We start from the raw sequence: 14,096 nt of genomic DNA, 5'->3' as shown, positions 1-14,096 counted from the left end.
CCCGCCGCCGGGCCGCCTTGCGCGCCCCCTCACCCCACCCACCGGGCGGCTTCACCCCGGCGTCCACCCCCATCGAGAGCCCAACCCGGGGGGGCCCGGCCCCCCCCCTCTTGTCTGGAATTCCAGTTCGGCCGTTAGAGCGGTTCATCGTTTCACGGAACGCCGAACCGCTCTATCTCCTTGTTTTGACGCAATTCCCAAGGGAAAGCGCTACACGCTTTTCCCAGGAAAACCGTTTCACACTTTCCTGGAATTGCTCTAGTTGTTGCCGAAGAGGTTGCGGTCGGCGCCCTGAGGCGCGGACTTGGGCACATCGCCAGACGAATTCAGCAGCTTGTAGATCGGCGAGTTGCTGTCCTGCACCGAATAGGTCTGCGTCTTGTCGACGTTGACGGTCGACTGCTTGTTGATGTCGGTCCCGCCAACATTGTCGTTGCGGGCATAAGCGCTGCCGGCGGCAATCAAGAGCGCGGCGGCAGTAAGAACAATCTTTTTCATTTTGGGTCTCCTGGATTTTCGAAATCAAGCGGCGGGCATGCCGCCGCCTTGATGCTGGGATCGGCTGTTAGTTGTTGCCGAAGAGGTTACGGTCGGCGCCCTGGACAACCGGCTGCTTTTCAGCCTGGTTCGACGTCTTGACGGAAGCCGTGTAGGAGCTGTCGACCGAGACAGCAGGCGGGTTGGCTCCGTTGGAACCAAAGTTGTCGCCGCCGGCGAAGGCGCTGCCGGTGATGGCCAAAACGGCGGCGGCAGCAAGAACGATCTTTTTCATCTTAATACTCCTGAATTTTTCAGATCCCCGGACGGCGGATATGCCCGCCGCCCTGATGCTGGGATCGGCTGTTAGTTGTTGCCGAAGAGGTTACGGTTGGCGCCCTGGACAGCCTGCTGGTCAGCATGAGCCGGCTTCTGAATGGAAGCCGTATACGAGCTGTCGACCGCAGCGGCAGGCTGGTTCGCACCCTTGGAACCAAAGTTGTCGCTGCCAGCGAAGGCGCTGCCGGTGATGGCCAAAACGGCGACGGCGGCAAGAGCGATCTTTTTCATTTTTTAGTACTCCAGTATCTTAGTTTTCCGTCCGTCTAGCGGCGTGCCTTGGGGGGAATTCGCGTCGTTCGGACAGCCCCGATGTGGGAAAGCCAATGGCCAGTTTCCAATCACGAAGTTTTTTGGTGTGGACCAAGAATCTACACCTTGAAATTGTGCCAGAGATTCCCTTCGCCACATTTTTATCGTTTAATGTCAAGCAGATAGTCTATCGCCTCGGTCTGGCTGCAAGGTGACTTGGGAGGCAGCGTTCACAGCATCCTGCACGCATTGTCAACAGAAACGAACCGTTCGGTTCGATTTTTTAAACCGATAAAAGTCGCAGCCGAGGTTCTTTGTCGAATCGTTAACCATTTCGGCCGAATGCGGCGTCGGCGTTGCGGCTGCTTTTGGCCTGCCTTATGCCGCCCAACGAAGGCAGCAACCGGGCAAGCAGAACCGGGTCAGACCCCGTAACGTTCGGTGCGGATGAGTGCCGCAGGCACCCCGGCATCGATCAGTGCCTCGGCGGCGGCCGTCACGAATGCGTTCGAGCCGCAGACAAAGGCGAGCTTCGGCGGCGCCGGCAGCCTGGTCATGGCTTGCACCATCATCGCGGCGTCGACCCGCCGCGCATAATCCGCCGGACGGCGGGCCGGCTCGCGCGTCAGCGTCAGCACCAGGTCGAAGCCATCCCGGCGCTCGGCGAGGTCGATCAGTTCGTCGCGAAAGATCACCTCGTCCCAGACCCGCGCCGAAAACACCAGGGCGGCGGCGACCAGCGATCCCCGCATCGCCCGGTGACGGAGCATCGACATCAGCGGCACCACGCCCGACCCACCGCCGACGAGCAGGAGCGGGCCGCCATCGCCGTCGGACCAGACGAAATGGCCGCCGAGCGGCCCGCGCAATTCGACCTCGTCGCCCACCGCCGCGATCTCGTGAAAGAACGGCGAGACCTCGCCGTCCTCGAGTTTTTCAATCGCCAGCTCGATGGTCTCGCCGGCTTCCGGCGCCGAGGCGATGGAGTAGGAGCGGCGCGCCTGATAGCCGTCCGGCGCCGTCAGCCTGACATCGACATGCTGTCCGGCACGATAGACGAAGGGCCGCGACGGCTGCAGGAAGAAGCTGGTGACGCGCGGCGTGCGCTTTTGGATGCGGGTGATGGTGACCGTCTGCCAGGGCGACTGCGCCGCCGGGCCGTCGCTCATGGATCGTTCGTGTAGCGCTGCTCGCGCCACGGATCGCCATAGATATGATAGCCTCGCAACTCCCAGAAACCCGGCTCGTCACGCTCTGTGAACTGCAGCCCGTTCAGCCATTTGGCCGATTTCCAGAAATAGAGATGCGGAACGAGCAGCCGGGCCGGGCCGCCATGGTCGGGAGTGATCGGCTTGCCCTGGTAAAGCAGTGCCACCATCGCCTTGCCGCCGGTGATATCCTTCGTCGGCACGTTGGTGGAATAGCCGTCGAAACCCAGCGCCAGCGTGAAGGCGGTGGGCGGCTCGATGCCAGCGTCGGCAAGGATGTCGTCGACGAGCACGCCCTGCCACGCCGTGTCGAACTTGGTCCATGCAGTGACGCAATGGATGTCGCGCGTCATCTTGGTCAAGGGCAGCGCGTTGAACTCGGCCCAGTTCCACTTCTTGATCGGCCGCGGCCCGTGCTTAAGCGTGAACGACCAATCCTCGGTGCGGACATGCGGCGTCGGGCCGGCCGACAGGACCGGGAAACCTTGCTCGAGATATTGCCCCGGCGGGATACGTGCATCCGTATCCTTCGGCGGCTTTCGTCCGGAAGAGAAACCTCGGGTAACCATCGAGAATATCCGTTTGCGCAAGGTCCAATCGACCTTTGTCAGTTTTCTCGAAGACGCGAGCGCGGGCAACCGAAATCTTGGCTCCGGCCCAGCGGCAATGCTCTACATCGATCTTGGCAGCGCGGCGCCCGCTTCAGCCGCTGGCGAAGGGGACGGCGACGAACATCTGGGCGTCGCCGCGCTCGACAAGCAGCAGCACCGATTTCTTGCCGGATTTGGCAGCCTGCACAATCGCCTGATTTGCCTGCCTGGCGCTCCTCACCGGAGTCTGGTCGACGCCGACGATGATGTCGCCGGGCTGGATGCCGGAAGCCGACGCCGCCTTGTTCGGGTCGACGCGCTCGACCAGTGCGCCGTGCTGGTTTTCTGGCAGGTTCATTGCCTGGCGCACATCAGGAGTGACGTCCATCAGGCCGAGACCGAGCGCCGGTGCGCGAAGGCCCTGCCCCGTCGACGGCTGACCTGAATCGCCGGTCACCGATCCCGTCGCCGTGTCGTCTTCGTTGCGCCCGATCTCGACGGAGATCTGCAGGCTTTTCCCATTGCGCCAGACATTGAGGGCTTCCCTCGTGCCAGGCGCAACGTCAGCGACGGCGCGCGACAGATCCCTCGGATCCTTTATGTCCTGGCCGGCGAAGCTGGTAATGACGTCGCCGGTCTCGATGCCGGCCTTGGCGGCCGGCGATCCGTCGCTGACCTGCGCGACCAGCACGCCGGTAGGGTGATCGAGGCCGATGGCGCTCGCCACATCAGGCGTCACCGGCTGAATCTGGACGCCGAGATAGCCGTACTGGATGGAGCCGCCCTTCATCAGCTTGGCGACGACCTTTTGCGCCTGGTCCGAGGGGATGGCGAAGCCGACGCCGACGCTGCCGCCATTCGGCGAAAAGATCGCGGTGTTGATGCCGACGACATCGCCGTACACATCCGTCAGCGGGCCGCCGGAATTGCCCCGGTTGATCGGTGCGTCGATCTGGATGAAGTCGTCAAACGGGCCGCTGTGCAGATCGCGGCCGCGCGCCGAGACAATGCCGGCGGTGACCGTGGTGCCAAGGCCGAAAGGATTGCCGAAGGCGAGCACCTGGTCGCCCGGCATGAGCTTGTCCGAATCGCCCCATTTGACGGTCGGCAAGGGCTTGCCGGCGTTGACCTTGAGCACGGCAAGGTCGTTCTTCGTGTCATGGCCGATCAATTTGGCGGGAAGCTCGGTGCCGTCGTCGAGCATCACCTTGACCGACTGGGCGCCGTCGACGACGTGATTGTTGGTGACGATCATGCCGTCGGCGCCGACAATGAAGCCTGAGCCGAGAGCCTCGGTGCGGGGCGCCTGTTCCGGCGGTGTCTTGGGGGCGGGCAGTCCCTGGTCACCGAAGAAGCGGCGGAAATAATCGTCGAAAGGCGAGTTTCCGCCGAAGGGAGAGGCGTCGCTCATCGTGTCCGGCTGTTGTACTTTCATGACCGTCGTGATGGTCACCACTGCCGGTTTGTCGGCCGCCACGACCGGAGCGAACGAGCCGCGGGGCGCCGTCATGCCGGTGACAGGTGGGGTCACTGTTGCCGCCAGGACATCATTCAGCCTGGGAGCGAAAGACAGGGCGAAGGGGCTGACGATCAGCGCGGCGCCCAGCAAAGCGGCGACGCGATGTCTGCGAAGGGTGTGGATTGGTGACATGGCCGTTGTCCGGGCGAGAGATTGGCGGAGCGCCGCAACGTTCCGTCACCGGAACAATTCGTCGGCGCGTCGGTCGTCGGCGTTGCCTGTCTCGCCTGTCACGGCAGCCGACCGGATCGACAGCCCCGCATCTAGGGCACCGATGATGGTTTCCAGATAATATTACGAAGATTTAATTTCCAGCTGGCAACCGCCTCGCGGCGTTGGCGCCGAGACCCGAAAATACAAAACCCGCCTCGGGAGGCGGGTCGTTGGGGCGAATCAGCACCATAAATTACTGGCATAGCTGCCGGCACAAAGCAAGAACAAAATAGCTGCGCAAGACAAATCGCTTCAGATTTGCGCCGCCTCAGCCGAGGCCTCCTATTCGCCTGTCCCGTCGGTCCGGCTGAGATAGGTGGTGGCGATCTCGCGCATCCGCCTGCCATCGAAGCTCGGTCCATGGCCGCCATGGCCGATCCGGATCGGCAGCTCGAGCAGGCGCTGCATCGTGCGGCGATAGGCGGCACGATCCGAATCCGGCAGGTCGTCGATCAGCATGGCGTCGTAGATGGCGTCGCCGGCGAAGAACAGGCCGTCAGCCTCGTCGAACAGCGCGATCGAATCCGGAGAGTGGCCGGGCAGATGCAGGACGCGGAATTGGCGGTCGCCAAGGTCGATCCTATCGCCCTCGTCCAGGGTCCGGGCCAGAGGCGCCGGCTGAATCCTGTAATCGGCCGCCTTCCAGCCCTTTGCCGGCAGCCTGGAGACGGCGCCTTCCAGATCATGGAACATGTAGGCGTAGGTCACCGCTTCATCCATGCTGTCGAACTGTGCGGCGCTGTGGCGCGGCCCTGCCCGCAGCGGAAACTCGTGCAGCGAGCCGACATGATCGAGATGGATATGCGTGGCGACGGCGAGCAGCGGCTTGCCGGACGGCGTGTCGATCTGCGGCGCCAGCGGGCAGATACCCATGCCGGTGTCGACCAGCAGGTCGACATCGCGGCCGCGCAAATGCCAGATGTTGGCACGCACGAAATCATGCACGAAGGGCTCGGTCAGCATCGTCGTCTTGGCGTCGACGATGGTTTTGCTGAACCAGCTGTCCATCAGATCAACGCCGCATCAGACGAACGGCTTGCCGACCTTGTACTTTTGCGGGACCAGCCGCTTCAGATAGGCCATCCCCGCGTCGGACAGCCGGTTGACGTCGGGCAGCATGAAATCATCCGGCATATGGCGCGTCTTGCCGGCGACGTTCTTCAGCGGCACCTTCTTCAGCACGGTTTTCTTGCCGTCATATTGCAGCGCCACCGAACCGCCGCCCTCGTCGGCCACCGTGACCGCGAAGGCACCGGCATCGAAGGCCTCCTGCGCGTCCACCGCGCTGATGGCGCCGACATAGCCGCGCGGCATATAGCCGAGCGCATCGACGCGCGCCCGCTTGCCCGGCAATCCTTCGGCGAGCGCGCGCTCCAAGGCTGCCGGCAGGTCACTGCCCGACAGCTTGACGTTGCCGTGCTGGTCGCGCTCCAGCCTTTCCGGCGGCACCAGGCTTTCGACCAGCGCCTTGCCGTCGGCGGTGCTGACGCCTTCGGAGACGGCAACGATGCAGCGCTTGTGGCGGTCGAGCGTTGCACGAACGTCGTCGATGAAACCGGCCGCCGAGAACGGCCGCTCCGGCACGTAGACGAGATGCGGGCCGCTGTCCTGATCGAGCTGCCAGGCCGCGGACGCGGCCGTCAGGAAACCGGCATGCCGCCCCATGACAATGCCGACATAGATGCCCGGCAGAGCGCGGAAATCGAGATCGACCGAAAGGAATGCTCCAGCGACGAACTCCGCCGCCGACATGAAGCCGGGCGTGTGGTCGTTCTCCTCGAGATCGTTGTCGATGGTTTTCGGCGCGTGGACGAAGGCGATCTTGCCGCCGGCGGCGTCGGTGAGGATCTGCTGCGTGCCCGAGGTGTCGTTGCCGCCGATATAGATGAAGGCGTCGGCACCGGCTTTCTTCAAGCCGTTGAGGATGAGGTCGCAATAGGCGGCATCCGGCTTGTCGCGCGTCGAACCAAGCGCGGCGCTCGGTGTCGCCGCGATCAGCCGCAGGCGATCCTCGGGGATGGCGGAAAGATCGACGTAATTGCCGTCACGAATGCCGCGCACGCCGTGGATGGATCCCAGCACCTTGGCGCCGGGATGCCGCTTGCGGATTTCGAGCGCAGCACCCACCACGGTCTGGTTGATGACGGCGGTCGGGCCGCCGCCTTGCGCGATGACAAAAGTTCCGGCCATTGTTCACGTCTCCCGGGCGATGAAATCGCAGGCACATTCGCCTGTCTTGCGGCATCGCGCAACGGCAGAGTGATCGCTGAAGGCGAAGCCGCCGTTCAGACGACGACGACCGGGTTTTTCTTGGAGACGCGGCTGTAGAGGTCGATGATGTCCTGGTTGATCAGGCGCACGCAGCCCGACGACATCGCCTGGCCGATGCTCCACCATTCGGGCGAGCCGTGGATGCGATAGCCGGTGTCGCTGCCGTTCTGATAGATGTAGAGGGCACGCGCGCCGAGCGGATTGTCGAGGCCGCCCGGCTGTCCGCTTTGCCATTTCACCAGTTCCGGCCTGCGGGCGATCATCTCGGGCGGCGGGGTCCAGACCGGCCATTCCTTGCCGTACTGGATGTTGGCGCGGCCGGACCAGCGGAATCCGTCCTTGCCGATGCCGACGCCGTAACGGATCGCCTCGCCGCCGGGCTGCACCAGATAGAGCAGCCGTTCCTGCGAGTGAACGACGATGGTGCCGGGTTGCTCGCCGGTCGGATCGACGACGATCTGGCGGCGGAACTCCGGCTTGACCTTGAGATAGGGCACTTCCGGCACATTGAAGCCACCGTCGGTGAGCGAAGCGTACATCACGTCGGGGCTGGTAATGTTCTTGTCGACGCTGATACTCGGACGGATGGGCCGGATCGAGCCGGTGGTGACGTCGTCGAGCTGGAGCGACGGCAGATCCAGCGTCTGGCTGCAGCCGGCGACGCCGAGCAGCGCCAGCGCACCGGCGCCGGACAGCACCGTGCGACGGGAAATCTGTATTTCGGTTTCGATTGCGTCGCCATTATGCGGCAGCGACAGACCGTGCGGCAACTCACGCATTTACCCAAACCCTACGCTATCGGCGGGAAACACGCTCCGGCCGGATAGCAGGCATTTTCACCAATCATGGTTGAAAAAGCGTGAAGGCCGGCCGCCTGGCGTTAACGAGGGGGCTTTTTCGATTTTGCCTCTTTACATCTGCGCGAGGCCAAGGATTTATCCTCTTCTTTGAGCTCAAGGAGAAGAAAATGTCCTTCGAAAACTGGGCCGCTTTTGCCGCTGCCTCGGCAGTCCTTCTGGTCATTCCAGGTCCAACCATCCTGCTGGTGGTGTCCTATGCGCTCGGCCAGGGCTGGCGCACCGCGCTGCCGATGGCAGTCGGCGTGGCGCTCGGCGACTTCACCGCGATGACATTGTCGATGCTGGGCATCGGCGCGCTGCTGGCGGCGTCCGCCACCGTATTCACCGTGCTGAAGGTGATCGGCGCCGGCTATCTGATCTATCTCGGCATCAAGCTGTTTCGCGCCGGCGGTGCGCTCCGGGCCGAACCGCGCACCGATGCGGTGTCATCGGCGAAAATGACGGCGCACGCCTGGCTGGTTACCGCGCTCAATCCGAAAAGCATCACCTTTTTTGTCGCCTTCCTGCCGCAGTTCCTCGACCGGCATGCGGATTTCTGGACACAGATGCTGATCTTCGAGACGACCTTCCTGGCGCTCGCCTTCGCCAATGCCTTCGGTTATGCGCTGATCGCCGCAAGGGCGCGCAACGTGGTGCGCAACCCAAAGGCGATCCGCATCTTCAACCGCACCGGCGGCACGCTGCTGGTCGGCGCCGGGATCGCGACAGTGGCGATGCGCTCGGGCAACTGAGGACAGACCATGGCGGTGAGCGACGCATTCGGCCTGACACTGTCTGGCGCGACGGAGGCCGGGCTCTCGTCCTACAGCCGGGCCGTTCGCGAATTGCAGTGCTTCATCGGCGATCCGGTCGGTTCCATTGACCAGGCAATCGCCGAAGATCCCGGCTTCGTCATGGCGCAGGTGTTCAAGGGTTATCTCTTTGGCCTCGCCACAGAGCGTGAGGCGACGGCGGTGGCCAAGGCATGTCACGAGGCGGCGCTGCCGCTTGCCGCGACAACACGCGAGCAGGCGCATGTCGCCGCCCTTGGCCATCTTGCGGAGGGACGCTGGCACGAGGCCGCCCGCGTGCTGGAGGATATCGCCATCGAGTTTCCGCTCGATGCGCTGGCGCTGCAGACCGGCCACCAGATCGACTTCTTCACCGGCAATGCGCGCATGCTGCGCGACCGCATCGGCCGCGCGCTGCCGTCCTGGCAGAGCGACATGCCGGGCTATCACGCCATACTCGGCATGCAGGCCTTTGGCCTGGAGGAAATGGGCGATTACGCGCGCGCCGAAAAACTTGGCCGCACGGCGGTCGATATCGAGCCGCGCGACGGCTGGGCCCAGCATGCGGTGGCCCATGTCATGGAGATGCAGAGCCGGCAGAAGGACGGCATTCTGTGGATGCGCGCCAATCCCGAAGCGTGGACGCGGGACAGCTTCCTGCAGGTGCACAATTGGTGGCATCTGGCACTGTTCCATTATGATCTCGGCGAAGTCGACGAGGTGCTGGCGCTCTATGACGGGCCGATCTATGGCGAACGCTCGATGCTGGCGCTCAACATGGTCGATGCCTCGGCGATCCTGTGGCGGCTGCATCTCGGTGGCGTCGATGTCGGCGAGCGCTGGGCGACGCTCGCCGCCAACTGGTTGCCCATGGCCAGCGCCGGCCACTATGCCTTCAACGACGCCCACGCGATGATGGCGTTTGTCGGTGCCGGCCTCGAAGCGCCGGCCCGCAACTTGCTCGAGGCGCAGCGCGAGGCGATGCGCGGCAAGGACGACAACGCCGGTTTCACCAGGGATGTCGGCCATCCCCTGACGCTCGCCATCAAGGCATTCGGCGAGGGCAATTATGCCGGGACGATACGCCTGATCCGGCCGATGCGGGCAATCGCCCATCGCTTCGGCGGCAGCCACGCACAACGCGACGTCATCGACCTGACACTGATCGAAGCGGCATTGCGTTCCGGTGATGGCGCGCTGGCGAGGGCGCTTGCGGCGGAACGCGCGCTGGCACGGCCGGACAGCCCGTTGTCGGCACTGTTTTCACGGCGTGCAAACGCTCCCGCGGCGAATTGACCACGGCCACATCTTGCCTTAAAAACTGCCCCGGCCTGATTTTTTCGAGCGTCGAAAAAATCTTCGCGTGTTGACCGGGGTGCGTTTCCGGCGGCACGATTGCCGGGATATCTTCGCCGCCCGTGTCACAGGACTGGGCAGCGAAGCAAGAAAGACCGTCGCCGCCAGGCATGACGGACATGGGAGGAAACATGTATCTCGGCCTCGATCTCGGCACGTCGGGCGTCAAGGCGCTGCTGATCGATGCAAGGCAGAGCATCGTCGGTTCCGGCCATGCGCCGCTCGACGTGTCGCGCCCGCATCCCGGCTGGTCCGAGCAGAACCCGGCCGACTGGATCCGCGCCTGCGAAGCGGCGGTCGGCGAGCTGCGGTCGATGCATGCGAAGGAACTCGCGGCTGTCAACGGCATCGGCCTTTCCGGCCATATGCATGGCGCCACTCTGCTCGATGCCGCCGACCAGGTGCTGCGCCCCTGCATTCTATGGAACGACACACGCAGCCACGCCGAGGCGGCCGCGCTCGATGCCGACCCGCGCTTTCGCAAGCTGACCGGCAACATCGTCTTTCCCGGCTTCACCGCGCCAAAGCTGGCCTGGGTCAGGAACAACGAACCGGCTGTTTTTGCCAAGGTGGCAAAGGTTCTGCTGCCGAAGGACTTTTTGCGGCTCTGGCTCGCCGGCGAGCATATTTCGGAAATGTCGGATTCGGCTGGCACGTCGTGGCTCGATGTCGGCAAACGCGCCTGGTCCGCCGAACTGCTCGCTGTCACGTCGCTCGACGAAAGGCAGATGCCGTCATTGGTCGAAGGCACGGCCAAGGCCGGTGCCTTGCGCGCCGAACTGGCCGCCAAATGGGGCATGCAGGCGGGCATCCCGATCGCCGGCGGTGCCGGCGACAACGCGGCTTCGGCCTGCGGCATGGGCACGGTCGGCGCCGGCCAGGCGTTCGTCTCGCTCGGCACGTCGGGCGTGCTTTTTGCCGCCAACGCGTCGTATCTGCCCAATCCGGAAAGCGCCGTGCACACATTCTGCCACGCACTGCCCGGCACCTGGCACCAGATGGGCGTCATCCTGTCGGCAACCGATTCGCTCAACTGGCTGTCGGGGATCGCTGGAAAAAGTGCCGGCGAGTTGACCGCCGAACTCGGCGATTCGCTGCAGGCGCCGAGCGGTGTCTCTTTCCTGCCGTACCTGTCAGGCGAGCGGACGCCTCACAATGATTCCGTCATTCGGGGCGCCTTTACCGGGCTTGCCCACGAGTCCGGCCGCGCGGCGCTGGCCCAGGCCGTGCTCGAAGGCGTCGCCTTCGCTTTCCGCGACAGCCTCGAAGCCCTGGCCAAAGCCGGTACGACGCTGACCCGGGTGACGGCGATCGGCGGCGGCTCGCGTTCGCGCTACTGGCTGAAGGCCATCGCCACAGCGCTTGGCCTGCCAGTCGATATCCCAGCCGACGGCGATTTCGGCGCCGCCTTCGGAGCGGCCCGGCTTGGCCTGATTGCGGCGACGGGCGCCGATCCGCGCGCCGTCTGCGCGGCGCCGGCGACCGACGCCACGGTCGAGCCGGTCGCCGCCCTCGGTGACGCCTATGCGCAAGCCTATCAGCGCTATCGCCAGCTTTATCCGGCGGTCAGAGGCGCCACGGCGTGAGCGGTTTCCCGCCCTCGCCGTGGCCTGCCGAGAAGGCCTCACTGTGCCGGCACCTTGTCGAGAAAGCCGGTGACGCTTTTCAGCCGGCCATTTTCGATGACGCCGATATCGGTGCCTTCGATGACGGAGCCGACGCCTTCCGGCCCGAGGTTCCAGGAGAAGCGGATGGTATCGGCGAAGCCGTCCGGCTTGCCTTTCAGCGAGAACCTGAAGCCGGCAAAGCGCTGCTGAACGCCTTCGATCAGCGCGGCGATGCCGTCATGGCCGTCGCCCTGCATGATCGGATCGCGATAGCCGACGTCCTCGGTGAAGGTTGCCTCGAGCAAGGCTTTCCTGCGTGCGGCGTCGCTCTCGTTCCAGGCGGCGATGTAGTTTTCGGCAATGGTGTTGAGGTCGGTCATGGTCTGTCTCCTTCGTTGGGTGGCTTTGACATGAGCCTTTTCGACCAGCGCCAGCGCGAAACCAATTACGCCTGAGGTAATCAGGCCGAACCATGCGAGAGGAAAAGAACATGAGCAGCGGTTTTTTCGGCGACATCCAACAGATCAAATACGAGGGACCGGATTCGACCAATCCGCTGGCCTACCGGTTCTACAATCCCGACGAGATCGTCGCCGGCAAGCGGCTGGAAGACCATCTGCGCTTTGCCGTCGCCTATTGGCATTCCTTCGCCTGGCCGGGCGGCGATCCGTTCGGCGGTCAGACGTTCGACCGGCCATGGTTCCCCAAGGCCGGCGGTACCGACACGATGGAGCTGGCCAAACTCAAGGCCGACGTCGCCTTCGAGATGTTTTCGCTGCTGGGCGCGCCTTATTTCTGCTTCCACGATGCCGACGTGCGGCCGGAGGGCCGGGACTTTTCCGAAAGTGCGGCGCGGCTCGACGAGATCGCCGATTATTTCTCGGGAAAGATGAAGCAGACCGGCGTCAAGCTGCTGTGGGGCACGGCCAACCTGTTCTCCAACCGCCGCTTCATGTCGGGCGCCGCCACCAATCCCGATCCGGACGTCTTTGCCTATTCGGCGGCGACGGTGAAACACTGCATCGACGTCACCAAGCGGCTGAACGGCGAGAACTACGTGCTGTGGGGCGGCCGCGAGGGCTATGAGACGCTGCTCAACACCGACCTCGCCCGCGAGCAGGAACAGGCCGGCCGTTTCCTCAATTTGGTCGTCGATTACAAGCACAGGATCGGCTTCGAAGGCACCATCCTGATCGAGCCGAAGCCGCAGGAGCCGACCAAGCACCAGTATGATTACGACGTCGCCACCGTCTATGGCTTCCTCAAGCGTTTCGGACTGGAGAACGAGGTCAAGCTCAACATCGAGCAGGGCCACGCCATCCTGGCCGGCCATTCGTTCGAGCATGAACTGGCGCTGGCCAATACGCTCGGCATTTTCGGTTCGATCGACATGAACCGCAACGACTACCAGTCGGGCTGGGACACCGATCAGTTCCCCAACAATGTGCCGGAGATGGCTCTGGCCTACTACCAGGTGCTGCAGGCCGGCGGCTTCAAGACCGGCGGCACCAATTTCGACGCCAAGCTCAGGCGCCAGTCGCTCGATCCGCAGGACCTGCTGATCGGCCATATCGGGGGCATGGACTGCTGCGCTCGCGGCCTGAAGGCGGCAGCGCGCATGGTCGAGGACAAGGCGCTGTCCGCCCCGCTCGCCGAGCGCTATGCCGGCTGGGATTCGGCCGAGGCCAAGGCGATGCTTGCCGGCAAGCGCACGCTGGAGGAAATCGCCGAGCGCGTCGTCAAAGAGAAGATCGAGCCGCAGCCCAGATCCGGCCGCCAGGAATTGCTCGAAAACATCGTCAACCGGTACGTCTGAGGCGTACCCGGTTCGCGGCCGCATTGTTCAGCGGCCGCCGGCTAAGACGGCTTTCTGCGGGGCTGAACCGACGAAGGTTTTGCCCCGTGTGAAACTCGCGTGGCCTGTTCGCTGACCGGGTCTGGCGCGCCTTAGCCGTGATCGAGGCCTCTCAGGTAGGCGCAAAACATGTCGGCCATGGCGTTGGCGTAGACTTCAATCTCCTTGGGGGTTCGAGGCGTCTCCGAGAACTGCTTCCCCACCGTGCTGAGCGTCGTCATGACCAGGTCGCCGGCCAATTCGCGAGTCGCTTGCGCGGCGCTTGGCAACGCCTCCTGCATGAAGAGCTGGATGGTGCGGTCTCCGGAGGCCCTCGCCGCCTGCGCCTCGGGCGCGTCGCGGTAAAGCGGGGCGGCGTCGTCGAGCGCCACACGCACCGCAGCCTCCTCACACTCCGAGCGGAGGAAGGCGTGGACCAGGTCGCGCAGCCGGTCAAGCGGCGGTTTCCTGATATCCTCGAGGATATCGCGCAGCAAACTGGTCGTCTGCCGCCATTCGTCGCTCTGGAGCCGGAACAGGATCGCCGCCTTGTTCGGAAAATACTGATACAGCGATCCGACGCTGACGCCGGCCTTCTCGGCCACGCGCGCCGTGGTGAAGCGCTGCGCGCCTTCCCTCGCCAAAACCTGAACAGCAGCCTGCAAAATCGCAGCGACGAGCTCCGCCGAGCGGGCCTGCTTCGGCTGTTTTCGCGAGGAAATCCGCGGACTTCGGTTGTCGCTCATTGAGAGCCGCGCCAATGCGATTAGTGAATGCGAATGATTAGTCGTATTTTGAAT

Annotated in this window: 15 protein-coding genes; 4 read left to right on the top strand and 11 right to left on the bottom strand. The window is 63.9% G+C overall.

The features are described from left to right. Positions 1-258: 258 nt before the first annotated feature. From NKJ81_RS06690 to NKJ81_RS06650, 9 genes are all read right to left on the bottom strand, one after another. Entirely contained in the window at positions 259-498 is a 240-nt protein-coding gene (locus NKJ81_RS06690) for a DUF680 domain-containing protein (protein ID WP_352540022.1), read from the bottom strand. A gap of 67 nt (positions 499-565) precedes the next feature. Then, positions 566-772, bottom strand: coding sequence for a DUF680 domain-containing protein (locus NKJ81_RS06685; protein WP_352540021.1), 207 nt, complete (start codon positions 770-772; stop codon positions 566-568). 71 nt (positions 773-843) lie between these two features. Continuing rightward, positions 844-1,047: a DUF680 domain-containing protein gene (locus NKJ81_RS06680; RefSeq protein WP_352540020.1), complete on the bottom strand. Its 204-nt coding sequence runs from the start codon at positions 1,045-1,047 to the stop codon at positions 844-846. Between the two features lie 443 nt (positions 1,048-1,490). Then, on the bottom strand, positions 1,491-2,237 hold the full coding sequence (locus tag NKJ81_RS06675; protein WP_352540019.1) for an FAD-binding oxidoreductase: 747 nt from the start codon (positions 2,235-2,237) through the stop codon (positions 1,491-1,493). Continuing rightward, complete coding sequence (locus NKJ81_RS06670; RefSeq protein ID WP_352540018.1) at positions 2,234-2,845, bottom strand: molybdopterin-dependent oxidoreductase; 612 nt, start codon at positions 2,843-2,845, stop codon at positions 2,234-2,236. Before NKJ81_RS06670 ends, NKJ81_RS06675 begins: the two co-directional genes overlap by 4 nt. A gap of 133 nt (positions 2,846-2,978) precedes the next feature. Continuing rightward, the gene (locus NKJ81_RS06665) at positions 2,979-4,517 is read right to left on the bottom strand and encodes a DegQ family serine endoprotease (protein WP_352540017.1); all 1,539 of its coding nucleotides are present in this window, start codon (positions 4,515-4,517) and stop codon (positions 2,979-2,981) included. Between the two features lie 363 nt (positions 4,518-4,880). After that, a complete protein-coding gene (locus NKJ81_RS06660) occupies positions 4,881-5,606 on the bottom strand; it encodes an MBL fold metallo-hydrolase (protein ID WP_352540016.1) in 726 nt (241 codons plus the stop codon). A gap of 15 nt (positions 5,607-5,621) precedes the next feature. Beyond that, the gene (locus tag NKJ81_RS06655) at positions 5,622-6,788 is read right to left on the bottom strand and encodes a diphosphate--fructose-6-phosphate 1-phosphotransferase (RefSeq protein WP_352451606.1); all 1,167 of its coding nucleotides are present in this window, start codon (positions 6,786-6,788) and stop codon (positions 5,622-5,624) included. 95 nt (positions 6,789-6,883) lie between these two features. Beyond that, positions 6,884-7,648 (bottom strand): L,D-transpeptidase, encoded by a 765-nt coding sequence (locus NKJ81_RS06650; RefSeq protein ID WP_352540015.1) that lies wholly within the window; start codon positions 7,646-7,648, stop codon positions 6,884-6,886. Between the two features lie 188 nt (positions 7,649-7,836). On the opposite strand from NKJ81_RS06650, the gene NKJ81_RS06645 reads away from it, so the two are divergent. From NKJ81_RS06645 to xylB, 3 genes are all read left to right on the top strand, one after another. Next, positions 7,837-8,460 carry a LysE family translocator gene (locus tag NKJ81_RS06645; protein WP_023718327.1) on the top strand — a complete coding sequence of 208 codons (624 nt, stop codon included), beginning with the start codon at positions 7,837-7,839 and terminating at the stop codon, positions 8,458-8,460. Between the two features lie 9 nt (positions 8,461-8,469). After that, positions 8,470-9,795, top strand: a complete 1,326-nt coding sequence (locus NKJ81_RS06640) for a tetratricopeptide repeat protein (RefSeq protein ID WP_352540014.1) — start codon at positions 8,470-8,472, stop codon at positions 9,793-9,795. Positions 9,796-9,986: 191 nt separating this feature from the next. After that, entirely contained in the window at positions 9,987-11,441 is a 1,455-nt protein-coding gene (gene xylB, locus NKJ81_RS06635) for a xylulokinase (RefSeq protein ID WP_352540041.1), read from the top strand. 38 nt (positions 11,442-11,479) lie between these two features. Here the strand turns inward: xylB and NKJ81_RS06630 are convergent, their stop codons facing one another. Next, positions 11,480-11,842: a nuclear transport factor 2 family protein gene (locus NKJ81_RS06630; RefSeq protein WP_352540013.1), complete on the bottom strand. Its 363-nt coding sequence runs from the start codon at positions 11,840-11,842 to the stop codon at positions 11,480-11,482. Positions 11,843-11,952: 110 nt separating this feature from the next. Here NKJ81_RS06630 and xylA point away from each other — a divergent pair, with 110 nt between their 5' ends. Then, positions 11,953-13,278 (top strand): xylose isomerase, encoded by a 1,326-nt coding sequence (xylA, locus tag NKJ81_RS06625; RefSeq protein ID WP_352540012.1) that lies wholly within the window; start codon positions 11,953-11,955, stop codon positions 13,276-13,278. Positions 13,279-13,409: 131 nt separating this feature from the next. On the opposite strand, the gene NKJ81_RS06620 is transcribed toward xylA, so the two are convergent. Further along, positions 13,410-14,042 carry a TetR/AcrR family transcriptional regulator gene (locus tag NKJ81_RS06620; RefSeq protein WP_352454840.1) on the bottom strand — a complete coding sequence of 211 codons (633 nt, stop codon included), beginning with the start codon at positions 14,040-14,042 and terminating at the stop codon, positions 13,410-13,412. Between the last annotated feature and the right edge of the window lie 54 nt (positions 14,043-14,096).

It is taken from the genome of Mesorhizobium sp. M0018, assembly GCF_040323955.1.
Lineage (GTDB): Bacteria > Pseudomonadota > Alphaproteobacteria > Rhizobiales > Rhizobiaceae > Mesorhizobium.
The sequence above is the reverse complement of the archived record's forward strand: the minus strand, read 5'-3'. Positions and strand labels throughout refer to the sequence as shown.

What these genes read in the sequence shown, in the direction of transcription:
- NKJ81_RS06690 (WP_352540022.1), bottom strand. Translation starts at nt 498, where the DNA reads ATGAAAAAGATTGTTCTTACTGCCGCCGCGCTCTTGATTGCCGCCGGC.
- NKJ81_RS06685 (WP_352540021.1), bottom strand. Translation starts at nt 772, where the DNA reads ATGAAAAAGATCGTTCTTGCTGCCGCCGCCGTTTTGGCCATCACCGGC.
- NKJ81_RS06680 (WP_352540020.1), bottom strand. Translation starts at nt 1,047, where the DNA reads ATGAAAAAGATCGCTCTTGCCGCCGTCGCCGTTTTGGCCATCACCGGC.
- NKJ81_RS06675 (WP_352540019.1), bottom strand. Translation starts at nt 2,237, where the DNA reads ATGAGCGACGGCCCGGCGGCGCAGTCGCCCTGGCAGACGGTCACCATC.
- NKJ81_RS06670 (WP_352540018.1), bottom strand. Translation starts at nt 2,845, where the DNA reads ATGGTTACCCGAGGTTTCTCTTCCGGACGAAAGCCGCCGAAGGATACG.
- NKJ81_RS06665 (WP_352540017.1), bottom strand. Translation starts at nt 4,517, where the DNA reads ATGTCACCAATCCACACCCTTCGCAGACATCGCGTCGCCGCTTTGCTG.
- NKJ81_RS06660 (WP_352540016.1), bottom strand. Translation starts at nt 5,606, where the DNA reads ATGGACAGCTGGTTCAGCAAAACCATCGTCGACGCCAAGACGACGATG.
- NKJ81_RS06655 (WP_352451606.1), bottom strand. Translation starts at nt 6,788, where the DNA reads ATGGCCGGAACTTTTGTCATCGCGCAAGGCGGCGGCCCGACCGCCGTC.
- NKJ81_RS06650 (WP_352540015.1), bottom strand. Translation starts at nt 7,648, where the DNA reads ATGCGTGAGTTGCCGCACGGTCTGTCGCTGCCGCATAATGGCGACGCA.
- NKJ81_RS06645 (WP_023718327.1), top strand. Translation starts at nt 7,837, where the DNA reads ATGTCCTTCGAAAACTGGGCCGCTTTTGCCGCTGCCTCGGCAGTCCTT.
- NKJ81_RS06640 (WP_352540014.1), top strand. Translation starts at nt 8,470, where the DNA reads ATGGCGGTGAGCGACGCATTCGGCCTGACACTGTCTGGCGCGACGGAG.
- xylB (WP_352540041.1), top strand. Translation starts at nt 9,987, where the DNA reads ATGTATCTCGGCCTCGATCTCGGCACGTCGGGCGTCAAGGCGCTGCTG.
- NKJ81_RS06630 (WP_352540013.1), bottom strand. Translation starts at nt 11,842, where the DNA reads ATGACCGACCTCAACACCATTGCCGAAAACTACATCGCCGCCTGGAAC.
- xylA (WP_352540012.1), top strand. Translation starts at nt 11,953, where the DNA reads ATGAGCAGCGGTTTTTTCGGCGACATCCAACAGATCAAATACGAGGGA.
- NKJ81_RS06620 (WP_352454840.1), bottom strand. Translation starts at nt 14,042, where the DNA reads ATGAGCGACAACCGAAGTCCGCGGATTTCCTCGCGAAAACAGCCGAAG.